This window comes from Stutzerimonas stutzeri, assembly GCF_018138085.1.
GTDB classification, from domain to species: domain Bacteria; phylum Pseudomonadota; class Gammaproteobacteria; order Pseudomonadales; family Pseudomonadaceae; genus Stutzerimonas; species Stutzerimonas stutzeri_AI.
The window spans coordinates 2,113,107-2,139,462 of the sequence record NZ_CP073105.1 but is presented as its reverse complement, the minus strand read 5'-3'; the positions used below and the strand labels follow the sequence as shown (position 1 = coordinate 2,139,462).

Below are 26,356 nucleotides of genomic sequence, written 5' to 3'. Positions count from 1 at the left end.
TTCACAGCCGCTGAACAGGCTCATCTGCGCATCGTAAAAATTGCGCCCTAAACTAGCACGACGAACGGTAGATGTGCACCGCCCGGCGCGGCTCTTTTATTGGTCTGCGCTTGTCCTCAATCTGTCTGGAGCGCGCGCCGCTCAGGCCTCCGCCAATGCAACCGCCTGCTCCACATCGACCGCCACCAGTCTCGAGCAACCCGGCTCATGCATGGTCACCCCCATCAACTGGTCAGCCATCTCCATCGCGATCTTGTTATGCGTGATGTAGATGAACTGCACCTTTTCCGACATCTCCTTGACCAGGCGCGCATAGCGCCCGACGTTGGCGTCGTCCAGCGGCGCGTCCACCTCATCGAGCATGCAGAACGGCGCCGGGTTGAGCTGGAAGATCGCAAATACCAGCGCCAGAGCGGTCAACGCCTTCTCACCGCCTGATAGCAGGTGGATGGTGCTGTTCTTCTTGCCCGGCGGACGCGCCATGATCGCCACCCCGGTATCGAGTAAATCTTCTCCGGTAAGTTCCAGATACGCGTTGCCGCCACCGAAAACCTTGGGAAAAAGCGCCTGCAGACCACTATTGATCTGGTCGAACGTCTCTTTGAAGCGGTTGCGGGTTTCCTTGTCGATCTTGCGAATGACATTCTCCAGCGTATCGAGCGCCTCGGTTAGGTCGTCATTCTGGGCATCGAGGTAGCGTTTGCGCTCCGACTGCTGCTGGTATTCATCGATTGCAGCAAGGTTGATTGGCCCGAGGCGCTGGATTCGTGCCCCCAGACGCTCGAGCTCGGCCTCCCACTCCGACTCGTTGGCGTCGGCCGGAAGCGTCCCGATCACACCATGCAGATCGAACCCATCCTCGTGCAGCTGATCCTGCAGGGCCTTGCGCCGTACCGTCAGCGCTTGCCATTCCATACGTTGCTGTTCGAGCTGCCCGCGCAGCAGTTGCGCCTGTTGCTCGGCCTGGGTGCGACGCTTCTCGGCCTCGCGAAGCTCCCGGTCGGCGTCTTCCAGAGCCAGTCGCGCCTGCTTGAGCTCGTCTTCGACGCCCATGCGCCGCTCCAGCAACTCCTCGAGCTTCATGCGCAACTCTTCGAGCGGTGCCTGCCCCTCATCCAGGTTCAGACTGAGTTGCTCGCGTCGTTCCAGGGCGCGCTCGAACTGCTGTTCCAGGCGTTCGAGCGCCTGGCGGGTCGAATCGTGCTGTGCTCTGAGCGAGCCGATCCGAACGGCCAACTGGTGCGCGTGGTCCTTGTGCTGACGGGCTTCCTGACGAATGCGGTCGAGCTGCTCGCGAATGCCGTCACGGCTCGCCAGCAGCGCTTCTCGCTGTTCGGTCACCAGGGCCATGGCGTCGAGCGCATCCTGCAAATGCAACCGCGCTTCGCCGAGCTGCCCGGTCTCCAGGGCCCGCTGTTCGGAGAGTTCAACCAACTCTTCATCCAGACGCTGGCGACGCAGGGTCAGTTGCTCCAGTTTGGCTCGGCTGGCGGAACGTCGCGCATTCAGCTCGCCTTGCTGACGGGACAGGTCCTGGTGCTGACGGCGCTGCTGTTCGCGGCGCTCCTCCCATTCGCGTTGGGCCTCACGAAGCTGGAGCAGCTGTTCAGCCAACAGATCAAGGGCCGCTTCGCCTTCGTCGCGTTCGGCTTGCAGCCGCTCCAGCTCCTGGCTGCGCGCCAGCAGACCGGACTCGGCCTCCCCGGCCCGCCGGACCCGCAAGAAATGGCGGCTGACCCAGTAACCGTCGCGGCTGATCAGGCTTTCATCGTCAGCCAGTGAAGCGCCCGCGGCCAACGCTTGATCGAGATCTTCGACAGGTCTGACGCAGCCCAGCCAGGGTGATAGGTCCGAGGTGGCGGTGACCTTGTCCAACAGGCTGCCGCTGACTGATCGGGCTGCCTGCTGAGAACTGACGAGACGCAAATCGCCCTGCTCGAAACCGCTCATGTCCAGATCGTCGAAACGCTCCAGCAGGACTGCGTGCAAGTCCGCACCCAACACGGTCTCGACTGCCAGCTCCCAGCCAGGCTCTACCCGTAGCCCATCGGCAAGACGTGGCCGCTGGTCGAGCCCTTGCTCCTGCAACCACTCGGAGACCCCTTTGCCCGGGTCCATCGCGGCCTGCTGAAGCGCTTCCAGCGAGGCGATACGACCGTTCAGCCGTTGTAGCTCACCCTGCGCGTGTTGCTCATCTCGGTTGGCCTGCTGGATCTGCTCGCGCAACTGTTCGAGCTGCTGGTCGCTCTGCTCCTGGGCCATCGCCAGCTCTTCGAGACCCAGTTCACCGAGCGCGAGCTGTTCGCTCAACTCGGAAAGTTCGGCGTCTTCCGGGTCGCCGGCAAGCGAGGCGCGCTCCTCGTCAAGACGACGTCGACGCTCAGCCAGTCGCTCGAGGCTCTGTTCCAGTTGTTGGATGCGTGACTGTTGCACCTCGGCGGCGCGACGTGGCTCGGTGCTTTGCTGGTTGAAACGCTCCCACTGCTCCTGCCATGCCTGCATGGCCGTTTCGGCTTCTTCGAGCTGCGCCGCGGCCTCTTCAGCGGCCGCACCCGCAATGTCCTGCTCGGGCTCGAGCATCGCCAGCTCCTCGCCGAGGGTAGCAAGCAAGGTGCGGTCGTGGCCCAGATGCGATTCGGTCTCCAGGCGGGCCTGTTCGGCCTCGCGCAGATCATCCTGCAACTGGCGCAAACGCTGCTGGCCGTGCTGGATGCTCTGCTCGACCCGTGCGATATCGCCACCGACCGAATAGAAGCGCCCTTGGACCAGGTTAAAGCGCTCGGACAGCTCGTGGTGCCCGTCGCGCAGGCGCTCGATACTGGCATCCGCATTGCGCTGTTCGGCGTTCAGCGCTTCGAAGCTGACTTCCTGGCCACCGATCACCTGCTCGCGCTGGCCAACTTGAGCATTCAATGCCTGCCAGCGCAGCGCCGACAGCTGGGCCCTGAGCTGACGCTCTTCGGCCTTGTATTCCTGATACTTTTCAGCCGACTGGGCCTGGCGGTGGAGGCGTTCGAGCTGACGTTCGAGCTCCTCGCGCAGGTCGGTCAGACGCGCCAGGTTTTCGTGCGTGCGGCGGATGCGGTTCTCGGTCTCCCGGCGGCGCTCCTTGTATTTGGAGATGCCCGCCGCTTCCTCGATGAAGTTGCGTAACTCTTCCGGCTTGGCCTCGATCAGCTTGGAGATCATCCCCTGCTCGATGATCGAATAGCTGCGCGGCCCCAGGCCCGTACCCAGGAAGATATCGGTGATGTCACGGCGGCGGCATTTCACGCCGTTGAGAAAGTAGGTGTTCTGCGCATCGCGCGTGACCCGCCGGCGGATGGAGATTTCGGCGAACGCCGCGTATTCGCCTGTCAGCGTGCCGTCGGAGTTATCGAAGATCAGCTCGATGCTGGCCTGGGTCACCGGCTTGCGGGTATTGGAGCCGTTGAAGATGACGTCGGTCATCGACTCGCCGCGCAGGTTCTTCGCCGAGCTCTCGCCCATTACCCAGCGTACGGCGTCGATGATGTTGGACTTGCCGCAGCCGTTGGGTCCGACGACGGCGGCCATGTTGCTCGGAAAGCTGACCGTGGTCGGATCGACGAAGGATTTGAAGCCGGCGAGCTTGATGCTTTTCAGTCGCATGAGGCCCTATCCGTGGCAATCAGCATGAGGATGAACAAGCAGGGTCGCCGTGAACATCGGAATTCCTACATCGGGTGGGTGCTGGCGCAAAGCCGCGGAGTTTATCACGCCGCCCGAGGCCAATCGTGGCACGCAGTACCGAACGCAGGCAGGCGGGGGCTGATCAGATGCCGAGGCAGGAGGCAATGGTCCGTTTCAGCACCAATGGCGAGGCGCGTCGTGGCGGCCGCGAGGATAGATGTAGCACGCACATGACTGATTGGAAGGGCATCTGGTGGGCCGATGCGGACGCCGTCGCCCTCCTCGACGGAACCGCGGAAAGAGGATGTCCGGTGGTGCGGTGTCCGCCCCTACCTGGGCTCAACCACCGGTCATGCTCATGAAGCGCACCACCTGGACCTGCTCGTCGGTACGAAACTCGTGCTTCTCCGGCTTGAGCTGCAGCGCGTCGATCAGCGCCTGACGCAGACGCTCGCTGTCGCCCGGATAACGGCGCATCAGGGTCTTGAGGTCCAGGGCGCCTTCATGACCCAGGCACAGCACCAGCTTGCCCTCGGCCGTGACCCGCACCCGGTTGCAGCTGCCGCAGAAGTTATTGCTGTGCGGTGAAATAAAACCCACCTGGGTTTCACTGCCCGCGACTTGCCAATAGCGTGAAGGCCCGCCGGTGGTATGGCTGCTGCGTACCAGCCGGTGGCCGAGTTCGATGCGCTCGCGCACCTCGTCGCTGGAGCAGAAGGTGATCTCGCGCGCGTGGCTGGAGACGTTGCCCAGGGGCATCTCTTCGATGAAGCTGATATCCAGGCCCCGGTCGACGGCAAAGTTCACCAGGTCGAGCACTTCGTCGTCGTTACGGCCTTTCTGAATCACGCTATTGAGCTTGATTCGGCGGAAGCCGGCCTCGCGCGCCGCATCGATGCCTTCAATGACCTGATCGAGTTTGTCACGCCGGGTAAGCTCAGCGAAACGTTCCCGCTTGAGCGAATCGAGGCTGATGTTAAGACGCTTGACGCCCGCATCGCGCAGCACCGGTGCGAGGGTCGGCAATTGCGAGCCGTTGGTGGTGATGGCCAAATCTTCCAGTTCCTCACGCGCACCCAGACGACTCAACAAGGTCGGCAGCCCCTTGCGCACCAGGGGCTCGCCACCGGTCACGCGAATGCGCTTTACGCCCAGACTGATGAAGGCGTCCGCCACGGCGTAGAGCTCTTCCAGCGAGAGGATCTGCGCACGCGGCGCGAAGACCATGTCCTCGCTCATGCAGTAGGTGCAGCGAAAATCGCAGCGGTCGGTAACCGACAGCCTGAGGTAGGTGATGCGTCGGCCGAACGGATCGACCAACTGGGAATCTGGCATGTCGCTCTCCGAGGCTTGATGCCCCTTAAGACTATGTCGGAACGTGATGCGAGGCAAAGGTATGGAGCCGAATGGTCCAGTCGACTGGCGAGATCGGCAATGGCCGGTATTGTCACCCCGCGGCGGCGAACGAGCCAACGACAAAACCGTCACTTTCTTAGCTGTCACCGCAACCATGTTTCACAGCGAGGGTTCGTACACTGGGATAACCTCGCTTTCAATCGATTCACCAGGAGCTATGCAATGGACAATGAAGCCCTCCGCTCGATGGGCTGGCGCGAGCGCCTCTACGTCATCATCTTCTTCACCAATACCTCGGCAGGCAGACGCTTCGATACCTGGCTGCTCGTCATCATCTTCGCGAGCCTGGTGGTGGTGTTGCTCGACAGCGTCGCGAGCTATCGGGAACATTACGGCGCGCTGATGGCAGGCCTGGAATGGGGCTTCACCGCGATATTCGCCATCGAATACCTGCTGCGCATCTATTGCCATCCGGAGCCGCGAAAGTACATCTTCAGCTTTTACGGGGCCATCGACCTGTTGTCCGTTTTGCCGGCCTTCATCGCACTGGTTCTGCCTGACTCCCAGTACCTGATCGTTGTGCGTGCGATCCGTATGCTGCGGGTATTCCGCGTGCTGGCCCTGACGCATTACCTGAGCCAGGCCACTTTTCTGCTGGTGGCGCTACGCGGCAGCAAGCAGAAGATCGTGGTGTTCCTGCTCAGCGTGACCACCATGGTGCTGATCTTCGGCACGCTCATGTATGTGATCGAGGGCCCGGAGAACGGCTTTACCAGCATTCCGATGAGCATCTATTGGGCCGTGGTGACCATCACCACGGTGGGTTTCGGCGATATCGTCCCGCAGACAGCGCTGGGCAAAGCCGTGGCGGCCCTGACGATGATCACTGGCTACTCGATCATCGCGGTGCCGACCGGCATCTTCACCGCAGAGCTGGCCACCGCCATGCGGTCCGACAGCCTTCAGCACCGCTGCCCGACGTGCGAAAAACTCAGCCATGAGCCCAATGCGGCGTTCTGCAGCCGTTGCGGCACGCAGTTGTTCCAGCAGGCCGCCGCCGAGGACAACTGACGGAGCGGACGCACCGGTCGCGCTGAGTAGCGGCACCTGACACTGCCGGTCACACCTGCAGGTGCGCCCCAGCCGAACCGGCCTGGCAGCGGACTGTCACAACCTCTGACTTGCCGCGGGCCGGACGGAGACGCGAATGCCCTTGCTCAAACTGCTGCACTTCGCGAGCTTGCTGTGCTGGTGCGGCACGCTGCTGTATCTGCCGGCGCTCGTTGCTGCCGGCACCCGCCAAACCAGCGCCCTCTTCTACCGTGACCACGCGCACCTGACGCGCATGGTGTTCACCCTCGTCGGCACCCCCGCCGCGCTGATTACGATCGGCTCGGGTACGGCGTTGTTTCTGCGCGACGGCATCATGGCCGGCTGGTTGGTGGTCAAGCTCAGCACGGTGGCGGGCATGGTGCTCTGCCACGCCCTCTGCGGAGTCATGGTGCTGCATATCGAGCGCTCACCGGAGCAGAGCGTGAACCTTCGTTGCCTGTTCCTTGGTGCGGCGATTGCCGCCTTCATCACTGCAACCCTATGGCTGGTGCTGGCCAAGCCGTTCTAGCCCAAACGTTCGACAGAACCGATCAATGCTCATGACCGAACGATCCAAGCCGCATGCAGCCCCCGATTCAGGCCTTTTCCAGGTCGACCCCAACGGCATGCTCGTAGACCAACCGGCCGCCGAGGTAGGCCGCCAGGGCGATCATCGCCGCGGTGACGGCAGAGAGGTACAACGCCCAAAGCTCCATACCGCCTCCCTGGTTCTGAAAGCGCAGCAGCCAGTTGAGCGAGGCCAGCGAGAGCATCATCACGGCCAGAATGGCATGGCACCAGGCGGTGATTTTCTGTCGAATCTCACGCACCGTGAGCAGATCGATCAGACCGAAAATGCTCGCGACCCAGCCTCCCAGCGCGCCCACACCAGCCAGCCACAGCCCGGCTCGCCACCAGAACTCATCCAGCGTCCAGAGATGGGCCAGGTCGACCGGCAACAGGCCGGTCAAGGCGGCGACCGGGAAGTGAATCAGCATGGGGTGCAGCGGGTGGCCGGCAATCGCCGCGCGGCTATGAATAGAGTCTCGGTAGTTGGCCATTCGGCCCTCCAGCAGCGGATGGGGAAGCAGGCAGCGCAACGATCGGAACGAACCGGAGGCTTCTTGAAATGGACCATCCTGGCGCTGGCAGTTCCTTTATTGAGCGCATGTGACGGGCCGCTATCGACCTTGAACCCGGCCAGCCCCATGGCCCGGCAGGTCGCGAACGTCTGGTGGGGCATGTTTGCGTTCGCCACGCTGGTCCTGGTGGCGGTCAGCGCGATCTGGATCTACGCGCTCGCACGCAAACCGCGCGAAACCTCCGAACAGCAGGCACTGAAAATCAATCGTCGCTGGGTTATCGGCGGGGGCATCGTGCTACCCAGCCTGAGCATCGTCGTGCTGCTGATATTCGGCATCCCGACCGGGCGCAGCATGCTGCCGCTACCGGTACAGGGCGAGCAGCCGCTTAAGGTGGAGGTCATCGGCCACCAATGGTGGTGGGAGGTCCGTTATCCCGACAGCGGCATCATCACCGCCAACCAGCTGATCATCCCCGCCGGCCGCTTGGTCGATGTGCAGGTCAGCAGCGCCGATGTCATCCACTCGTTCTGGATTCCGCGGCTCGGCGGCAAGATGGACATGCTGCCCGGGCGCACCAATGTCATCCGCCTGCAGGCCGGGCACACCGGCATCTTTCATGGACAGTGCTCCGAGTTTTGCGGTCTGCAGCACACCCACATGAAGCTCCATGTCGAAGCGCTCGACGAAGCGGCGTTCAGCGAATGGGTCGGCGCCAGGGACAGCCTCAGCTTCACACAGCGTGCACCCGGCGACGCCGGTCGGGTGTTCGACGAGCGCTGCGGACGCTGCCACCGGGTTGCGGGTATTTCGCAAGGCGGGCGTGCGCCGGATCTCACCGACCTGGCAAGCCGTCCGAGCCTGGGCGCGGGGGTCATCGAGAACGACACCGAGGGCCTGCGCCGTTGGCTGCGGGAACACAAGACGCTCAAGTTCGGCAATGGCATGCCGGCACACGACGACATTCCGCCGGATACCCTCGACCAGATCGCCGATTGGCTGGAGACGTTAGCCCCATGAATTCATCCATCAGGGACAACGCTCCCTGCACCGATCCGGATCAGTTGCACGACCAGTTCAACGAGGTCTGGGGCAATCCGCGCGGGTGGTGCGCGCTGACCATCGTCAACCACACCAGCATCGGTCTGCGCTTCCTGGTCACCGGTGGCGTGTTCTTCCTTATCGGCGGGCTGATGGCGATGCTGATCCGCACCCAGCTGGCCATGCCCGGCTATGTATTGATGGAGCCCGAGGTCTACAACCAGGTCTTCACCATGCACGGCTCGGTGATGATGTTTCTGTTCGCCGTGCCGATGATGGAAGGCTTGGCGGTATACCTCATCCCGAAGATGATCGGCGCCCGTGACCTGATCTTCCCGCGGCTCTCCTCGCTGGGTTACTTCTGCTACCTGTTCGGCGGCATCATTCTGCTGTCCAGCGTGTTCCTCGGGGTCGCGCCGAAAGCCGGCTGGTTCATGTACACGCCGCTTTCCAGCGCGTCACACATGCCCGGCGTCAACTCGGATTTCTGGTTGCTGGGTATCACCTTCGTCGAGATATCCGCCGTCAGCGCCGGTGTCGAGCTGGTGGTCTCGATCCTGCGCACCCGCACCAGCGGCATGGCGCTGCACAAGATGCCGCTCTACGCCTGGTACATCCTGGTAATGGCGTTGATGATCGTGTTCGGTTTCCCGCCACTGATCCTTGGCAGCATTCTGCTGGAACTGGAGCGCGCCGCCGGCCTGCCCTTCTTCGACACCGCCAAAGGTGGCGATCCGGTGCTCTGGCAACACCTGTTCTGGCTGTTCGGCCACCCCGAGGTATACATCATCTTCCTGCCCGGCGCGGGGATCGTCTCGACGCTGCTACCGGTGTTCTGCCAGCGGCCGCTGGTGGGCTACCGCTGGGTGGTGCTGGGTGTGCTGACCACCGGATTCCTGAGCTTCGGGCTGTGGGTACACCACATGTTCACCGTCGGTATTCCGGCGCTGGCGCTGGGCTTCTTTTCGGCGGCGAGCATGCTGGTAGCGATTCCGACCGGGGTACAGATTTTCGCCTGGATCGCCACGCTCTGGCTGGGCAAGCCGGTCTATCACGTGCCGATGCTCTGGCTGGTGGGCTTCTTGATCGTCTTTGTCTGCGGCGGGCTGACCGGTGTGATGGTGGCCCTGGTGCCGTTCGACTGGCAGGTGCACGACACCCACTTCGTCGTCGCCCACATGCACTATGTTCTGGTCGGTGGGATGTTCTTCCCGTTGATGGCCGGCCTCTATTACTGGCTGCCGCACTTCTCTGGCCGTATGCCCTCGGTGCGTCTGGGGCGCTGGGGTTTCTGGCTGGTGTTCATCGGCTTCAACACCACCTTTCTGATCATGCACTGGACTGGTCTGCTGGGCATGCCGCGCCGGGTCTACACCTACGACACGGGCCTGGGCTGGGACATACCCAACCTGGTCTCGTCGGTTGGCAGCTTCATCATGGCCATCGGCATCGGCACCATTCTGCTGGACATCGTGCTGCATTTCCGTTTCGGCCAGCCAGCGAAGACCAACCCCTGGAACGCAGACACGTTGGAATGGGCCACTGCCCTGCCGCCCAGTCCGTACAACTTCGTCAGCCTGCCGGACGTCACAGATCGCCACCCGCTCTGGCAGGACCCGGATCTGCCCCACAGCATCGCCCGGGCCGAACACGCACTGAAAACCATCGACCATGGCCGTCGGGAAACCTGGGGCTCCGATCCGCTGACCGGTGAAGTGCGCGAGGTGATCCACCTACCCGGCAACAGCTGGTGGCCCTTCGTCGCCTCGGTTTTTCTCGCGGTGCTTTGCCTGAGCCTCCTGAACAAGGCCTACCTGTTAGCCCTGGCCGCTACCGTCGCGACCCTGGTCGTGCTGTTCAGATGGTCATGGGAGAATGGCGCACACCCGGCGGCGGCACCGGATGCGCGCACTCAGCCAGACGAACCGCCGCTGCATTCGCGCACGTTCGACGGCCCCGGGCTGTGGGGCATGGGCGTAACCCTGCTGGCAAACGGCACCATGTATCTATCACTGCTGTTCGGCTGGTTCTATCTATGGACTGTCTCGCCACAATGGCAGGTGCCTGCGCAATCCGGCCTCAATGGCTGGCTAATGCTTGCCAGCGCGGTGTTGCTGAGTTTCGGCACTATCTGGATTCGGCTGCTTCCCGGCCGACTTCGGCGCGGCAACGGCGGTCGGCTGATGTTGAATCTGGGCGCCATCACGGTCATCGGCGCAATGCAGTGGGCCATGTTGTTATGGCTGCTGTTGACCGCGAACCTGCACGTCACCGAAACCGCCCACGACGCGGTGATCTTCGTGATTCTCGCCTACAGCCTCATCCATTGCGGGCTGGCGACGATTCTCACTTTCCTGCAGGCGCTGCGGGTGAAATACGGCTACGTCGGCGACAAGGCGCCGTATGAAATCGTCGTGGTCGAGCAGCTCTGGTACTACAACCTGGCGGTGGTCTGGAGCGCCTACGCGGCGGTCGTTCTGTTACCCCCGGCGCTGGGAGGTGTCTGATGGAGTATCGCCGCACGTCGGTCTTTCACCCGATGCAGATCCCCTTCGGGCTCGCCATCTGGAGCGTCTGGTTCGCAACCATGTACGGCTCGCACGCGGTGGTCTGCTCCATCGCGCCACCGGATCCGGCCCAAGGCATCTTCAACTGGCTGAACGTCAGCTTCGGCGCTGTCACGCTGTTTGTCATCGTTCTGCTGCTATGGCTCGGGCGCCGTTCGTGGAAGCTCTCGCGCCCGCCGCACGACCTGAATGAACGCCAGGTATTCGTGACCAAGGTGGCCTCGGGGATTCATTTCATCGCCGCGCTGGCAACGGCATTCGTCGGTCTGCAGCTGGCGTTCCTGCCGCCCTGCGTTTGATTGCCCGAAGGGTGAGATGCGCCGAGAGGGCCTGCGATGGGTTTCATCCATCCTACGTCAGCCGCCCCAGACAACCGACTCACCACGCCCACCGTAGGATGGGTCGGGCCGCGCAGGTGCAACCCATCGACTCAGCGGGCCACATCCATCTAAACAACCCGCAGGGTCAATCGGCTTTCTTGCGGATCCAGTAGAGATAGGTGCCCTCTTCGGCCTGTTGCTCCACCAGCTCGTGGCCGAGGAAAACGCAGAATTTCGGGATATCGCGCTGGGTGGACGGATCGGTCGCGATGACCTTGAGCAGTTCGCCGCCGCCCAGTCCGCGCACCTTGTTGTGCAGCATCATCACCGGCTCGGGGCAATTCAGGCCGCTGGCGTCGAGCACCGCGTCGACAGTCAGTTCAGCAGATTGAGTCATCACAGGCTCCTAAAACGGGATGGCATTGTCGCCGAGACAGATCGTGCGGTCACCCGCTGGCGCGTCACAGGCGACGCACATGGCAGGTCACTTCCTCACGATCATGGTAAAGCTGCTTGCAGCCGATACTCGCCTTCACTCCTCGTTCGGCAAGCCCATCGGCGATGCGTTCCAGCAGGCGCTTCACCTCGGCATAGCGTTGCTTCATAGGTAGCTTGAGGTTCACCACCGCCTCACGACACAGCCCTTCGCCGACCCAGGTTTCCAGCAAGGCGGCGTTCTTTGCCGGCTTCTCGACGATATCGCACACCATCCAGTCCACCGGCCGTTTGGGCCGGAAGGCGAATCCATCGGCCCGGTAGTGGCCGACCAGACCTGACTCCAGCAGTTGCTCGTTCATCGGCCCGTTGTCGACGGCCATGACCTCGATGTCGCGGTTGACCAACTGCCACGTCCAGCCGCCAGGTGAAGCGCCCAGATCCACGGCGGTCATGCCGGGGGCCAGTCGCGTGTCCCATTGCTCACGGGGAATGAAGTGATGCCAGGCCTCTTCCAGTTTCAACGTTGAACGGCTCGGCGCCTGACGGGGAAATTTCAGCCGCGGAATGCCCATCGGCCACATCGCGCTGTTGTCCGCTTCGGCAATCCCGAGAAAAACCTCGCGCCCGCTTTTGAACGTCAGCAGCAAGCGTGGCCCGTTGTGCCCTTCCTTGAGCCGTCCGGCCTTGATCAGGGCCTTGCGCAGCGGCGCTTCGAACTTGCGGCAGAAGGTCGACAGCTCCTTGCCGTCGTTGGTATCCAGGACTTCGAGCCAGAGACTGCCACACAGCGGATAGCCTTCGAGCTGTTCGAGCAAGACGCCGATGCGGTCGGTTTCCGGCAGCGCCAGGTATTCGCCGCGCGCCCATTGCCGCGCGAAGATCAGCCGTGAAAAGCGCAAGCCGCGCATCAAACGCTCCGGACCACCGTCCTCGCTGCAGATGAACTCGGCACACGCGCTGTTTGGTTTCGCCTTGGCGTAGCCGGCCACATCGAGCCGGGCGGCCTGATCGCTGATCTCGGCGCAAACTTCGTTCTCGAAGCCCGGGCGGCAATGCAGCAGCAGTGTTTTCATGTACAAACCTTATCGTCCCGAAGGGGCCTGGCGCCGAAGCGTCCCGCAGCCAAAGCCGCACATGATAGCCGAGTGGGGAACCCCAGGCTTGCTGCCTCGGTCCAGTGAACAGTCAGCTCGAGTTCAATGCGGCGAGCGTGACTGCGCCGCATTGGCCCATCGCGACCATGGCCCCGATTCCATTGCCAACCGAATTGGCAACCGGTTTCTTGGCGAAACGAATCGCCAGAAGCTAGTTTCAACAGAACGCTCCCTACTCAGTCAGCCCGACCGTGCGGGCACAAGGAGAGACGAATGCCATCCCTGGACAGTCTGAATTGCCGCCGAAGCCTCGAGGTAAACGGCAAAACCTATCACTACTACAGCCTCCCCGAAGCGGCCAAGCAGCTCGGTGATATCAGCCGCCTGCCCACCTCGCTCAAGGTGCTGCTGGAGAACCTGCTGCGCTGGGAAGATAACGTCACGGTTCGTGCCGATGACTTCAGTTCGCTGGCAGTCTGGCTGAAGACGCACACCTCCGAACGGGAAATCCAGTACCGCCCCGCGCGGGTGCTGATGCAGGATTTCACCGGCGTACCCGCCGTCGTCGACCTGACCGCGATGCGCGATGCGGTGTCGCGCGCCGGCGCCGACCCTCAGCGCATCAATCCACTGTCACCCGTGGACCTGGTTATCGATCACTCGGTAATGGTCGATCGATTCGGCAGCGATCAAGCCTTCGAGCAGAACGTCGAGATCGAGATGCAGCGCAACGGAGAGCGCTACGAGTTCCTGCGCTGGGGCCAGCAGGCGTTCGACAATTTTAGGGTGGTGCCGCCGGGCACGGGCATCTGCCACCAGGTCAACCTCGAATACCTGGGCCAGGTCGTATGGACCAAAGAAGAGGACGGCGAAACCATCGCCTACCCCGACACGCTGGTCGGCACCGATTCCCATACCACGATGATCAACGGGCTCGGCGTGCTGGGCTGGGGGGTCGGTGGTATCGAGGCGGAAGCGGCCATGCTCGGCCAGCCGGTCTCGATGCTAATACCCGAAGTGATCGGGATGCGCCTGACCGGCAAGCTCAACGAAGGCGTAACCGCGACCGACCTGGTCCTGACCGTCACGCAGATGCTGCGCAAGCACGGTGTGGTCGGCAAGTTCGTCGAGTTTTTCGGCCCGGGGCTGGACCACCTGCCGCTGGCCGACCGTGCCACTATCGGCAACATGGCACCGGAGTACGGCGCCACCTGCGGCTTCTTTCCGGTCGATCAGGTGACAATCGATTACCTGCGCCTGACTGGCCGCGATCCGGATCGCATCGCGCTGGTCGAGGCCTATAGCAAAGCCCAGGGCATGTGGCGCGACAGCCAATCAGCCGATCCGGTATTCACCGCTACGCTGGAGCTCGATCTGAGCCAGGTGCAACCATCGCTCGCCGGCCCCAAGCGTCCGCAGGATCGCGTCTCGCTCGGCGACATCGGCGCCAGCTTCGATCTGCTACTGGATACCAGCGGCAAGACGCAGCAAGCCGACACCGCGGTCCCGGTGGCCGGCGAAACCTTCAAGCTGAAACACGGCGCCGTGGTCATCGCGGCAATCACCTCCTGCACCAATACCTCCAACCCGAACGTGCTGATGGCCGCAGGCCTGGTTGCCAAGAAGGCGCTCGAACGCGGCCTGAAGCGCGCACCCTGGGTGAAATCGTCGCTGGCGCCCGGCTCCAAGGTGGTCACCGATTATCTGGAGCGCGCCGGCCTGACGACCTACCTGGACCAACTCGGCTTCAATCTGGTCGGCTACGGCTGCACCACCTGCATCGGCAACTCCGGGCCCCTGCCCGACGCCATCAGCCAGGCGATCACCGACAATGACCTGATCGTTTCGTCCGTGCTTTCAGGCAATCGCAACTTCGAAGGTCGCGTCCATCCGCTGGTCAAGGCCAACTGGCTGGCTTCGCCGCCGCTGGTGGTCGCTTTCGCCCTGGCGGGAACCACCCGCATCAACATGGATAAGGAGCCGCTGGGTTACGACGAACAGAATCAGCCGGTCTATCTCAAAGACATCTGGCCGTCGAGCGCCGAGGTTAACGAGGCGGTCAGCAGGATCGACGGGCAGATGTTCCGCACGCGCTATGCGGACGTCTTCAGCGGCGACCAGCATTGGCAATCGATCGCCGTGACCGCAGGCGACACCTACAAGTGGAACAGCAACTCCAGCTACGTGCAGAACCCGCCGTTCTTCGAAGACATCGGTCAACCTCCGGCTCCGCCGAAGGACGTGGAGAATGCGCGGATCCTGGCGCTCTTTGGCGACTCCATCACCACCGACCACATCTCACCGGCCGGTAACATCAAGGCGAGTTCGCCGGCGGGTCTGTATCTGCAGCAGCTGGGCGTCCAGCCGGAGGACTTCAACTCCTATGGCTCGCGGCGCGGCAATCATGAAGTGATGATGCGCGGCACCTTCGCCAACATCCGTGTCAAGAATGAGATGCTCGGCGGCGAAGAAGGTGGCTACACGCTTCATCAGCCAAGCGGCGAACGGATGTCGATCTATGATGCCGCGATGCGCTATCAGGCCGAAGGTGTGCCACTGGTAGTGGTTGCCGGCAAAGAATACGGTACCGGCTCCAGCCGTGACTGGGCCGCCAAGGGCACCAACTTGCTGGGCGTCAAGGCGGTTATCGCGGAAAGCTTCGAGCGCATCCACCGCTCGAACCTGATCGGCATGGGCGTGCTGGCGCTGCAGTTCGTTGGTGATCAGAACCGGCAATCGCTGGGCCTGACCGGCAACGAAAAACTCTCGATTCGCGGCCTGAGCGCCGACATTAAGCCCCGTCAGTTGCTGACAGTAGACGTCGAGCGGGCGGATGGTACCCGAGAGAACTTCCAGGTGCTCTGCCGCATCGACACGCTCAATGAAGTCCAGTACTTCAAGGCCGGCGGCATTCTGCACTACGTGCTTCGTCAACTGATCGAGAGTTGACGCTCAACTCGACCCCGCACGACAGGCCCGTTGCAGCCAGACTGCAACGGGCTTTTTTTTGCAGTGCGATCGCGCCTTGGCATTTAAGTCCTTGAAGAATCGGCCGTTATGCTTGTCAACACAACGGTCACCAAATTGGCGTCAATTTGCCATCATTTCTAGAAGTGCCGCTTCGAGCGGCCCGGACCGATCTCGTGGCTAGGGCCACCTCGACTGCCAGGCGTACTCTCATGCGAAACAACCAACCCGTCACCCAGCGCGAATACGCGTTTCCCGATCAGCAACGGCTGATTTCTACCACGGACCTGAAAGGCAAGATCACCTACTGCAACGACGCCTTCGCCGAAGTCAGCGGCTACGACCGCGCCGACCTGATCGGCGCTCCGCACAACCTGATACGTCATCCGGACGTGCCGTCCGCCGTGTTCGCGCACATGTGGAGCACGCTCAAGGACGGCAGGCCCTGGATGGGCATCGTCAAGAATCGACGCAAGGACGGTGACCATTACTGGGTCAATGCCTACGTAACCCCAGTGCTCGACATGCAGCGCAACGTCATCGGCTATGAGTCGGTGCGCACCAAACCCACCCGCGAGCAGGTCCAGCGAGCCGAGGCGCTCTATGCGCGCCTCAATGCAGGCAAGAGCGGTGTGCCGCGGCGTGACAAGTGGCTGCCCGTGGCGATTAACTGGCTACCCTTCATCGTCATCAGCCAGATCGGCTTCATGATCGGCGCATGGTTCGATCATGCCTGGGGTTTTGCGTTGGCGGCGCTGCTTTCCGTGCCATTGGGCCTCGCCGGTCGTCACTGGCAGATGCGCGGAGTGAACCGCCTGGTACGCCTGGCCGAGCAATCGACCAGCGACCCCTTGATCGCTCAGATGTATACCGACAGCCATGGCGTTGAAGCCCGCCTGGAAATGGCCATGCTCAGCGAGCACGCGCGTCTGAAGACCTGCCTGACGCGCCTGCAGGACAGCGCCGTTCATCTGCAACAACAGGCCAAGCGTGCCGACGAATTGGCGCACAGCTGTTCGGACGGCCTGGCTCGCCAGCATCATGAAACCGAGCAGGTGGCGACGGCGATCAACCAGATGGCCGCGACCACACAGGAAGTCGCCGGCAATGTAGCGCTGACGGCCGAGGCGACCGAGCAGGCCAGCCAGCTTACCGCTCAGGGGCAGGAGATCAGCGCCCAGACCCGCAAGGCCATCGAGCTGCTGGCCCACTCCGTGACAGAAACCGGCGATGCGGTGAATGCCTTGGCGCAGAACAGCGACGAGATCGGCACCGTGGTCGACGTCATCAAGAGCATTGCCGACCAGACCAACCTGCTCGCGCTCAACGCGGCTATCGAAGCGGCTCGCGCCGGTGAAAGCGGCCGCGGCTTCGCGGTGGTGGCGGACGAGGTACGCCAGCTGGCCCAGCGCACGGCGACGGCCACCGGGCAGATTCACCAGCTGATCGACAAGCTGCAGCAACAGGCGCGGCAAGCCGTCGACACCACCGAGCAAGGTCGCGCCCAGGCCAGCCGCGGTGTCGAACGGGTCTTCGATGCCGACAAGGCGCTTACCGGTATCAGCGACGCCGTAGCCCGGATCATCGACATGACCGCGCAGATCGCCTCCGCGACCGAGCAGCAGAGCGCGGTGGCAGACGAGATCAGCCACAACGTCGGCAACATCGCCAGCCTTGCCGACCAGACGTCTGGAGATGCGCAAAGCTCGGCGCTGCTTTCCGAGGATCTGGCAGCAACCGCGCAGTCGCAATACAGCCTGGTGGAGCGCTTCAACCGCTAAGCCACTGCGTTCACTGACGGGCAGTGCCAGGCGTTCGGTTACGTCTGGCCAGGCCGCGGCTGACGTAGAAATGCCGAAACCAGATCGGCTGCTCGGTCCAGATGCTGTTCATGGGTCAGCCCGGAGCGTTTCAGGGGCTTGAGGTCATGGTCGGCAGCCTCCAGCCATTCGACCTGTATCGCAGGTGACAGCGCGTAGTGCGAGACCGTCTGCCGGTTACCTAGCGCGTCGCGCTCGCCTTGAACGATCAGCGTTGGACAGCCCAGTTCGGCGAGGTGGGCCACGCGCGGCTTCTCCGGTTTACCTGCTGCGTAGAACGGATAACCCAGGCAGACCAGGGCATCGGCAACGAGCTCATCGGCCAGCAAACTGGCCATGCGACCGCCCATCGACTTTCCGCCAATCGCCAATCGACCCGCGGTTTGCTGTCGCACCACCCGATAAACCTCCCGCCATTGCTGCAACAGCTGGGCCTGCGGATTGGGCGGTCGCTTGGCCCCGGTGGCACGTCGCTCGGCCATATAGGCGAATTCGAACCGAAGCACCGCAACGCCCCGCGCCACGAGCCGCTCGGTCATTTGCTGCATGAACGGACTGTCCATCGGCGCACCCGCACCATGCGCCAATATCAGGCTGGCGAACGTCTCGCCCTGCGGCCGATCGGCCCGGACGAACGGGATTTCACCGCCTTGCGAGTATTGATCGGCGTCAATACCGGCCAGTTGCCCATTGCCCATCCTTGCCCCCGCTTTTCAATGAAAGAACTGTCTGCTCAACGCAACAAAAAAACATGCTCATTACCGTGGATGGAAGCCCATACATGAACACAGCAACCAGTACCGCCTACAACTATAAGGTGGTCCGCCAATTCGCCATCATGACGGTGGTGTGGGGAATCGTCGGGATGGGGCTCGGCGTTTTCATCGCATCGCAATTGGCCTGGCCATTTCTCAACTTCGATCTGCCCTGGACCAGCTTCGGTCGCTTGCGCCCTCTGCACACCAACGCGGTGATTTTCGCCTTTGGTGGCTGTGCATTGTTCGCCACGTCCTACTACTCGGTCCAGCGTACCTGCCAGACCACCCTCTTCGCACCCAAACTGGCGGCCTTCACCTTCTGGGGTTGGCAGCTGGTGATCCTGTTGGCGGCGATCAGCCTGCCACTGGGCTACACCAGTTCCAAGGAATACGCGGAACTTGAATGGCCGATCGACATCCTGATCACCATCGTCTGGGTCTCCTACGCGATCGTCTTCTTCGGCACCCTGGCCACGCGCAAGGTCAAGCACATCTATGTCGGCAACTGGTTCTTCGGTGGTTTCATCCTGACCGTCGCCCTGCTGCATGTGGTGAACAACCTGGAAGTGCCGGTTACCGCGATGAAATCCTATTCGCTGTACTCCGGCGCGACAGACGCCATGGTGCAGTGGTGGTACGGCCACAACGCGGTGGGCTTCTTCCTGACCGCCGGCTTCCTCGGGATCATGTACTACTTCGTGCCGAAGCAGGCCGAACGTCCGGTGTATTCCTATCGCCTGTCTATCGTCCACTTCTGGGCGCTGATCACCGTCTATATCTGGGCCGGTCCGCACCACCTGCACTACACCGCGCTGCCGGATTGGGCGCAGAGCCTGGGCATGGTGATGTCGCTGATCCTGCTCGCTCCGAGCTGGGGTGGCATGATCAACGGCATGATGACCCTCTCAGGTGCCTGGCATAAGTTGCGCAGCGACCCGATCCTGCGCTTCCTGGTGGTCTCGCTGGCGTTTTACGGCATGTCGACCTTCGAAGGTCCGATGATGGCCATCAAGACCGTCAACGCGCTGTCCCACTACACCGACTGGACCATCGGCCACGTACATGCCGGCGCCCTCGGTTGGGTTGCCATGGTGTCGATCGGTGCCCTGTATCACTTGATCCCGAAAGTCTTCGGTCGCCCACAGATGCACAGCATTGGCCTGATCAACGCGCACTTCTGGCTCGCCACCATCGGTACCGTGCTCTACATCGCCTCGATGTGGGTCAACGGCATCGCCCAGGGCCTGATGTGGCGTGCGATCAACGAAGACGGCACCCTGACCTACTCCTTCGTCGAAGCGCTGGAAGCGAGCCACCCGGGCTTCGTGGTCCGCATGATCGGCGGCGCGGTGTTCTTCGCCGGTATGTTGCTGATGGCTTACAACACCTGGCGCACCGTAAGCGCCTCCAAGCCAGCCGAATACGCAGCCGCCGCGCAGATCGCCTGAGGAGCCGATAATGAAGAAGCACGAAATACTCGAAAAGAACGTCGGCCTGCTGACCCTGTTCATGGCGCTCGCGGTAAGTATCGGTGGCCTGACCCAGATCGTCCCGCTGTTCTTCCAGGACGTCGTCAACGAGCCGGTCGAAGGCGTGAAGCCCTACACCGCGCTGCAGTTGGAAGGCCGTGACCTGTACATCCGCGAGGGCTGCGTCGGTTGCCACTCGCAGATGATCCGCCCGTTCCGTGCCGAGACCGAGCGCTACGGTCACTACTCGGTCGCCGGCGAGAGCGTCTACGACCATCCGTTCCTGTGGGGCTCCAAGCGCACCGGCCCGGACCTGGCGCGTGTCGGCGGTCGCTACTCCGACGACTGGCACCGCGCGCACCTCTACAACCCTCGCAACGTCGTGCCCGAGTCGAAGATGCCCTCCTATCCATGGCTCGTGGAAAGCACCCTCGATGGCAAGGACACGGCCGGCAAGATGAAAGCACTGCGCTCGGTCGGCGTGCCCTACAGCGACGACGACATCGCCGCCGCAGGTGACGCGGTCAAGGGCAAGACCGAGATGGACGCTCTGGTGGCTTACTTGCAGGTACTCGGCACGGCGCTGCAGAGCAAGCGCTGAGACCGACCAGGCTATCGAGAACGACGCGCTGCAGCGGCAGCCGTCAGGGAATAAACATCGCGGGGCAGCTCGAGCGTTCGGGCTGCCCGGGAGTAACAAATGAACGCTTTCTGGAGTGGTTACATCGCCCTGCTGACGCTGGGCACCATTGTCGCTCTGTTCTGGCTGATCTTCGCCACCCGAAAAGGCGAGTCCGCCGGTACGACCGACAAGACCATGGGGCATTCCTTCGACGGTATCGAGGAATATGACAACCCTCTGCCCCGCTGGTGGTTCTTGCTGTTCATCGGCACGCTCGTATTCGGCATCCTCTATCTGGCGCTTTACCCGGGCCTGGGTAACTGGAAAGGCGTATTGCCTGGCTACGAGGACGGCTGGACCCAGACCAAACAGTGGCAGCGCGAAGTCGAACAGGCCGACGCCAAATTCGGCCCGATTTTCGCCCGCTATTCGGCTATGGATGTCGCTCAGGTCGCACAGGACGAGCGCGCGCTGAAAATCGGAGGTCGTCTATTCGCCAACCATTGCGCGGTTTGCCACGGATCCGACGCCAAGGGGGCCGTTGGCTTTCCTAACCTGGCCGACCGTGAATGGCGCTGGGGCGGCGATGCCGAGACAATCAAGACCACCATCCTGCACGGTCGCGTAGCGGCCATGCCGGCCTGGGGCCAAGTGATCGGCGAGGAAGGCGTGAAGAACGTCGCCGCCTACGTGCGTAATGGGCTGGCCGGGCTACCGCTGCCGGAGGGCACAGTCGCGGATGTCGGCGCGGGCGCCCAGGTGTATGCCCAGACCTGCTCGGTATGCCACGGCGAAAAAGGTACCGGAACAGCCGCCATGGGCGCACCTAACCTGACCAATCCGGCGGGTTGGATATACGGCTCCAGCTTGCCTCAGCTGCAACAAACCATTCGTCACGGACGCAACGGTCAGATGCCGGCACAGGAGCAATACCTGGGCAACGACAAGGTGCATCTGCTGGCCGCTTACGTGTACAGCCTCTCGCAACAGCCAGAACGGCTGGCGAAGCAGTAACTTCCCTTACCAGGGCGGTGCAATACGCCGCCCTGCGCGAAAACAACTTCCGCTGGAAAACGCGTCCATGCGACGCTCTGTCGCACACCGTCCAATCCTTCCCCGGTTTGCCTTCTGCCTGTTGGCTTCTATAGTTCTTCCCCATTCGCCGGACTTCCCAGAACTACAAGGCGAAACCCTCGACTCGACACATCGGCCTGATGTGAAAAACGACCCTGCAAAGCGTATGGAAAACGCCTGGAATCAGGGTCTGAACGGCACGAGATGGCCTGGGCGTTGATTGCATTGCCCCCCTCCTTTCTCCATACTTGCCGCCGTTTTTGCCCCCTTGATATGCCATTAGCGTGGAAGCCTTGCATGAGCACAGCAATAAGTGAGACTGCATATAACTATAAGGTGGTTCGCCAATTCGCCATCATGACGGTGGTTTGGGGAATTATCGGAATGGGCCTGGGTGTGTTTATCGCCGCACAGCTGGTATGGCCTCAATTGAACTTCGACCTGCCCTGGACCAGCTTTGGTCGCTTGCGCCCGCTGCACACCAACGCGGTGATCTTCGCCTTTGGTGGTTGTGCACTGATGGCCACGTCCTTTTATGTGGTCCAGCGTACGTCGCAGACCCGGCTGTTCTCCGATGGCCTGGCGTCGTTCGTGTTCTGGGGTTGGCAAGCCGTCATCGTGCTGGCCGTCATCACCCTGCCGCAAGGCTTCACCAGCTCGAAAGAGTATGCCGAGCTGGAATGGCCGATCGACATCCTGTTGGCGATCGTCTGGATCTCCTACGCGATCGTGTTCTTCGGCACCATCATGAAGCGCAAGGTAGCCCACATCTATGTGGGTAACTGGTTCTACGGCGGCTTCATCCTGGTCACGGCGATGCTGCACATCGTCAACAACCTGGAAGTTCCGGTCACTTGGTTCAAGTCCTACTCGATCTACTCCGGCGCGACCGATGCCATGGTGCAGTGGTGGTACGGCCACAACGCGGTGGGCTTCTTCCTGACCACCGGCTTCCTGGGCATGATGTATTACTTCGTGCCGAAGCAGGCTGGGCGTCCGGTGTACTCCTATCGCCTGTCGATCGTGCACTTCTGGGCGCTGATCACCCTGTACATCTGGGCCGGTCCGCACCACCTGCACTACACCGCGCTGCCCGAGTGGGCGCAAAGCCTGGGCATGGTGATGTCGATCATCCTGCTGGCACCGAGCTGGGGCGGCATGATCAACGGCATGATGACCTTGTCCGGCGCCTGGCATAAGCTGCGCACCGACCCGATCCTGCGCTTCCTGGTGGTGTCCCTGGCGTTCTACGGCATGTCGACCTTCGAAGGTCCGATGATGGCCATCAAGACCGTCAACGCGCTGTCCCACTACACCGACTGGACCATCGGCCACGTACATGCCGGCGCCCTCGGCTGGGTCGCGATGATCTCCATCGGCTCCATGTATCACCTGATCCCCAAGGTGTTCGCCCGCGAGCAGATGTACAGCATCGGCCTGATCAACGCTCACTTCTGGCTCGCCACCATCGGTACCGTGCTCTACATCGCCTCGATGTGGGTCAACGGCATCACCCAGGGTCTGATGTGGCGCGCGATCAACGAAGACGGCACCCTGACCTACTCCTTCGTCGAAGCGTTGGAAGCCAGCCATCCCGGCTACATCGTTCGGGCACTGGGCGGGGCGTTCTTCCTCACCGGTATGTTGCTGATGGCTTACAACACCTGGCGCACTGTGCGTGCCGCCAAGCCGGCTGAATTCGAAGCCGCTGCGCAGATCGCCTGAAGGAACGGATAAATGAAGAATCACGAAATACTCGAAAAGAACGTCGGTCTGCTGACCCTGTTCATGGTCCTCGCGGTAAGTATCGGTGGTCTGACCCAGATCGTTCCGCTGTTCTTCCAGGACGCTGTCAACGAGCCGGTCGAAGGCATGAAGCCTCGCACCGCTCTGGAACTCGAAGGCCGCGACATCTACATCCGTGAAGGCTGCGTTGGCTGCCACTCGCAGATGGTCCGTCCGTTCCGTGCCGAGACCGAGCGCTACGGCCACTACTCGGTCGCTGGCGAAAGCGTCTACGACCATCCGTTCCTCTGGGGCTCCAAGCGTACCGGTCCTGACCTGGCACGCGTCGGCGGCCGTTATTCCGACGATTGGCACCGCGCGCACTTGTACAACCCGCGCAACGTCGTGCCGGAGTCGAAGATGCCTTCCTACCCCTGGCTGGTAGAGAACAAGCTGGACGGCAAGCACACTGGCGACAAGATGATTGCCCTGCGTAGCGTTGGCGTGCCTTACACCGAGGAAGACATCGCCGGTGCCAAGGACGCGGTCAAAGGCAAAACCGAAATGGATGCCCTTGTCGCTTTCCTGCAGAGCCTTGGCACAATTCTCACCAACAAACGGTAACGCACCATGGATATCGGGACTCTTCGCGGTCTGGGCACCGTTCTTGTTTTCGTCGCCTTCGTCGGTGTCGTGCTCTGGGCTTATAGCAGCAAGCGCAAGAAAGGCTTCGATGAAGCCGCCAACCTGCCCTTCGCGGACGAGCCCGACACCAACAAGCGTGATGAAGAAGCTTCCAGGAGTAAGAAATAAATGACCACGTTTTGGAGTTGGTACATCACCCTGCTGAGCCTGGGGACCATTGCCGCACTGGTCTGGCTGCTGCTCGCGACTCGCAAGGGACAACGCCACGACAGTACCGAAGAAACCGTTGGCCATTCCTATGACGGCATCGAGGAATACGACAACCCGCTGCCACGCTGGTGGTTCATGCTGTTCGTCGCCACGGTGCTTTTCGCTCTCGGCTACCTGGCGCTGTATCCGGGCCTGGGTAACTGGAAAGGCATGCTGCCGGGCTACGAAGGCGGCTGGACCCAGGTGAAGGAATGGCAACGCGAAATGGACAAGGCGAACGAGCAATACGGTCCGCTTTACGCCAAGTTCGCAGCGATGCCGGTGGAAGAAGTCGCACAGGATCCGCAGGCCTTGAAAATGGGCGGCCGCCTGTTCGCCTCCAACTGCTCGGTGTGCCATGGTTCGGACGCCAAGGGTGCCTATGGCTTCCCCAACCTGACCGATAACGACTGGCTGTACGGCGGTGAGCCCGAGACCATCAAGACCACCATCATGGGCGGCCGTCAGGCAGCCATGCCGGCATGGCGCGACGTGATCGGCGAGGAAGGTATTCGCAACGTGGCAGCCTACGTTCGCAGCCTTTCCGGTCGTGATATTCCAGAAGGGATCAACGCCGACGTTGAGCAGGGTCAAAAAATCTTCGCAACCAATTGTGTAGCTTGTCATGGTCCTGAAGGCAAAGGTACGCACGCCATGGGCGCGCCGAACCTGACCGACAACATCTGGCTATACGGTTCGAGCTTCGGACAGATCCAACAGACCCTGCGCTATGGCCGGAACGGCCGGATGCCAGCCCAGCAAGACCACCTTGGCAACGACAAGGTGCACCTGCTGGCCGCTTACGTGTACAGCCTCTCCCACCAGTCGGAGAACTGATCCGAACGATCCAGGCGCGACCGACGGTCGCACCTGCCTTCGACTGTCGAGGCGTACCATTCGCAGCAGGTAAGCAAAGATCCCGGTCGGCATGTATCGACCGGGACACTCACCCTTCCGCCGTGGTACGTAATCGATGTCCCAGCAAATTCCCGTTCGTGACGTGACGCCCCCCTCGAAGGTCAATGCTTCATCCGACCTCTACGCCGCTCGCGAAAAGATCTACACCCGCTCCTTCACCGGCCTGTTCCGCAATTTGCGGCTCGTTGGCGGCGGCCTGCTTTTCATTCTCTATTTCGGAACAGTATGGCTGACCTGGAACGGGCGCCAGGCGGTGTGGTGGGATTTGCCGGAGCGCAAGTTCTACATCTTCGGCGCCACGTTCTGGCCGCAGGATTTCATCCTGCTCTCGGCGCTGCTGATCATCTGCGCCTTCGGACTGTTCTTCATCACTGTCTTCGCCGGCCGTGTCTGGTGCGGCTACACCTGTCCGCAAAGTGTCTTTACCTGGGTATTCATGTGGGCGGAGAAAGTCACCGAGGGTGACCGCAACCAGCGCATGAAGCTCGACAAGGCGCCGATGAATGCCAACAAATTCCTGCGCAAGCTGGCCAAGCATTCGATCTGGCTCTTCGTCTCGCTGGCGATCGGCATTACTTTCGTCGGTTACTTCACCCCCATACGCGACCTGGTGCCCGACCTGTTCACGCTTCAGGTTGGCGGCTGGGCGGCATTCTGGGTGGGCTTCTTCACCCTGGCGACCTATGGCAACGCCGGCTATCTGCGCGAGCAGGTGTGCATCTACATGTGCCCCTACGCACGCTTCCAGAGCGTGATGTTCGACAAGGATACGCTGATCGTCTCCTACGACCCGCGTCGCGGCGAGCGCCGCGGCCCGCGCAAGAAGGACGCCGATTACAAGGCCATGGGGCTCGGCGACTGCATCGACTGCACAATGTGCGTCCAGGTCTGCCCTACCGGCATCGACATCCGCGACGGCCTGCAGATCGAGTGCATTGGCTGCGCTGCGTGTATCGATGCGTGCGACACCATCATGGACAAGATGAATTACCCACGCGGACTGATCAGCTACACCACGGAACACAACCTGTCCGGACAGACGACCCACCTCGTGCGGCCGCGCCTGATCGGCTATGCCGTCGCGCTGATCGCGATGATGAGCGTGTTCGGCTATGCGGTCAGCGACCGTTCGCTGGTCAAGCTCGACGTGCTCAAGGATCGTGTGCTGTATCGCGAGAACGAGCAAGGCAGGATCGAGAACGTGTACACGCTGAAGGTCATGAACAAGGCGCAAAACGAGCAGACGTTCATCATCGAAGCCACCGGGCTGGATGGCCTGCAGTACGAAGGGCGCCGCGAAGTTCATGCCGAAGCCGGCGAACTCGTCACCATCCCGGTGGAACTGTCGGTGGCACCGGAGCAGCTTCGCTCCAGCACCAACGAAATCGTCTTCCACGTAAGATCGGCAGATGACTCATCCATAGAAGATGCATCGGACAGCCGCTTCATCGGCCCGAGCATTCGCTGA

Annotated in this window: 21 protein-coding genes; 15 read left to right on the top strand and 6 right to left on the bottom strand. The window is 61.9% G+C overall.

All coding sequences use genetic code 11. The features are described 5' to 3' along the window. Positions 1-141: 141 nt before the first annotated feature. Together smc and moaA are read right to left on the bottom strand one after the other, a co-directional pair. Positions 142-3,630 (bottom strand): chromosome segregation protein SMC, encoded by a 3,489-nt coding sequence (gene smc, locus KCX70_RS09955; RefSeq protein ID WP_212620061.1) that lies wholly within the window; start codon positions 3,628-3,630, stop codon positions 142-144. Positions 3,631-3,990: 360 nt separating this feature from the next. Next, positions 3,991-4,986, bottom strand: coding sequence for a GTP 3',8-cyclase MoaA (gene moaA, locus KCX70_RS09950; RefSeq protein ID WP_102846024.1), 996 nt, complete (start codon positions 4,984-4,986; stop codon positions 3,991-3,993). A gap of 243 nt (positions 4,987-5,229) precedes the next feature. On the opposite strand from moaA, the gene KCX70_RS09945 reads away from it, so the two are divergent. Both KCX70_RS09945 and KCX70_RS09940 read left to right on the top strand, forming a co-directional pair. Next, entirely contained in the window at positions 5,230-6,078 is an 849-nt protein-coding gene (locus KCX70_RS09945) for an ion transporter (RefSeq protein ID WP_212620060.1), read from the top strand. Positions 6,079-6,214: 136 nt separating this feature from the next. Beyond that, the gene (locus KCX70_RS09940) at positions 6,215-6,628 is read left to right on the top strand and encodes a CopD family protein (protein WP_021207891.1); all 414 of its coding nucleotides are present in this window, start codon (positions 6,215-6,217) and stop codon (positions 6,626-6,628) included. Between the two features lie 67 nt (positions 6,629-6,695). Here KCX70_RS09940 and KCX70_RS09935 read toward each other — a convergent pair whose 3' ends face one another. Further along, positions 6,696-7,160, bottom strand: a complete 465-nt coding sequence (locus tag KCX70_RS09935; RefSeq protein WP_212620059.1) for a DUF2231 domain-containing protein — start codon at positions 7,158-7,160, stop codon at positions 6,696-6,698. Between the two features lie 147 nt (positions 7,161-7,307). Between KCX70_RS09935 and coxB the strand changes: the two genes are divergently transcribed. The 3 genes from coxB to KCX70_RS09920 are packed head-to-tail and all read left to right on the top strand — an operon-like array spanning position 7,308 to position 11,088. After that, the gene (coxB, locus tag KCX70_RS09930; RefSeq protein ID WP_212620315.1) at positions 7,308-8,201 is read left to right on the top strand and encodes a cytochrome c oxidase subunit II; all 894 of its coding nucleotides are present in this window, start codon (positions 7,308-7,310) and stop codon (positions 8,199-8,201) included. Continuing rightward, entirely contained in the window at positions 8,198-10,729 is a 2,532-nt protein-coding gene (gene ctaD, locus KCX70_RS09925) for a cytochrome c oxidase subunit I (protein WP_212620058.1), read from the top strand. The genes coxB and ctaD overlap by 4 nt, the downstream gene beginning before the upstream one ends. After that, a complete protein-coding gene (locus KCX70_RS09920; protein ID WP_021207895.1) occupies positions 10,729-11,088 on the top strand; it encodes a hypothetical protein in 360 nt (119 codons plus the stop codon). Before ctaD ends, KCX70_RS09920 begins: the two co-directional genes overlap by 1 nt. Positions 11,089-11,254: 166 nt before the next feature. Here KCX70_RS09920 and tusA read toward each other — a convergent pair whose 3' ends face one another. Together tusA and rlmM are read right to left on the bottom strand one after the other, a co-directional pair. Next, positions 11,255-11,506: a sulfurtransferase TusA gene (tusA, locus tag KCX70_RS09915; RefSeq protein ID WP_102850821.1), complete on the bottom strand. Its 252-nt coding sequence runs from the start codon at positions 11,504-11,506 to the stop codon at positions 11,255-11,257. 64 nt (positions 11,507-11,570) lie between these two features. Further along, positions 11,571-12,620 carry a 23S rRNA (cytidine(2498)-2'-O)-methyltransferase RlmM gene (gene rlmM, locus KCX70_RS09910; RefSeq protein ID WP_212620057.1) on the bottom strand — a complete coding sequence of 350 codons (1,050 nt, stop codon included), beginning with the start codon at positions 12,618-12,620 and terminating at the stop codon, positions 11,571-11,573. A 294-nt stretch (positions 12,621-12,914) separates the two neighbouring features. On the opposite strand from rlmM, the gene acnA reads away from it, so the two are divergent. Both acnA and KCX70_RS09900 read left to right on the top strand, forming a co-directional pair. Then, positions 12,915-15,590, top strand: coding sequence for an aconitate hydratase AcnA (gene acnA / locus KCX70_RS09905; protein WP_212620056.1), 2,676 nt, complete (start codon positions 12,915-12,917; stop codon positions 15,588-15,590). A gap of 230 nt (positions 15,591-15,820) precedes the next feature. Next, positions 15,821-17,389, top strand: a complete 1,569-nt coding sequence (locus KCX70_RS09900) for a methyl-accepting chemotaxis protein (RefSeq protein WP_212620055.1) — start codon at positions 15,821-15,823, stop codon at positions 17,387-17,389. Positions 17,390-17,427: 38 nt separating this feature from the next. On the opposite strand, the gene KCX70_RS09895 is transcribed toward KCX70_RS09900, so the two are convergent. Beyond that, complete coding sequence (locus tag KCX70_RS09895) at positions 17,428-18,126, bottom strand: alpha/beta family hydrolase (RefSeq protein ID WP_021207900.1); 699 nt, start codon at positions 18,124-18,126, stop codon at positions 17,428-17,430. An 83-nt stretch (positions 18,127-18,209) separates the two neighbouring features. Here KCX70_RS09895 and ccoN (KCX70_RS09890) point away from each other — a divergent pair, with 83 nt between their 5' ends. From ccoN (KCX70_RS09890) to ccoG, 8 genes are all read left to right on the top strand, one after another. Next, positions 18,210-19,634: a cytochrome-c oxidase, cbb3-type subunit I gene (ccoN, locus tag KCX70_RS09890; RefSeq protein WP_021207901.1), complete on the top strand. Its 1,425-nt coding sequence runs from the start codon at positions 18,210-18,212 to the stop codon at positions 19,632-19,634. 10 nt (positions 19,635-19,644) lie between these two features. Continuing rightward, the gene (gene ccoO, locus KCX70_RS09885; protein WP_212620054.1) at positions 19,645-20,256 is read left to right on the top strand and encodes a cytochrome-c oxidase, cbb3-type subunit II; all 612 of its coding nucleotides are present in this window, start codon (positions 19,645-19,647) and stop codon (positions 20,254-20,256) included. Positions 20,257-20,355: 99 nt separating this feature from the next. Continuing rightward, positions 20,356-21,291: a cytochrome-c oxidase, cbb3-type subunit III gene (gene ccoP, locus KCX70_RS09880; protein WP_021207903.1), complete on the top strand. Its 936-nt coding sequence runs from the start codon at positions 20,356-20,358 to the stop codon at positions 21,289-21,291. 357 nt (positions 21,292-21,648) lie between these two features. Next, positions 21,649-23,076 (top strand): cytochrome-c oxidase, cbb3-type subunit I, encoded by a 1,428-nt coding sequence (ccoN, locus tag KCX70_RS09875; RefSeq protein WP_102850827.1) that lies wholly within the window; start codon positions 21,649-21,651, stop codon positions 23,074-23,076. Positions 23,077-23,088: 12 nt separating this feature from the next. Next, positions 23,089-23,700 carry a cytochrome-c oxidase, cbb3-type subunit II gene (ccoO, locus tag KCX70_RS09870; RefSeq protein WP_021207905.1) on the top strand — a complete coding sequence of 204 codons (612 nt, stop codon included), beginning with the start codon at positions 23,089-23,091 and terminating at the stop codon, positions 23,698-23,700. Between the two features lie 6 nt (positions 23,701-23,706). Next, positions 23,707-23,889 (top strand): CcoQ/FixQ family Cbb3-type cytochrome c oxidase assembly chaperone, encoded by a 183-nt coding sequence (locus tag KCX70_RS09865; protein ID WP_021207906.1) that lies wholly within the window; start codon positions 23,707-23,709, stop codon positions 23,887-23,889. Next, positions 23,890-24,807 (top strand): cytochrome-c oxidase, cbb3-type subunit III, encoded by a 918-nt coding sequence (gene ccoP / locus KCX70_RS09860; protein ID WP_212620053.1) that lies wholly within the window; start codon positions 23,890-23,892, stop codon positions 24,805-24,807. A 136-nt stretch (positions 24,808-24,943) separates the two neighbouring features. Beyond that, positions 24,944-26,356 (top strand): cytochrome c oxidase accessory protein CcoG, encoded by a 1,413-nt coding sequence (gene ccoG / locus KCX70_RS09855; RefSeq protein ID WP_021207908.1) that lies wholly within the window; start codon positions 24,944-24,946, stop codon positions 26,354-26,356.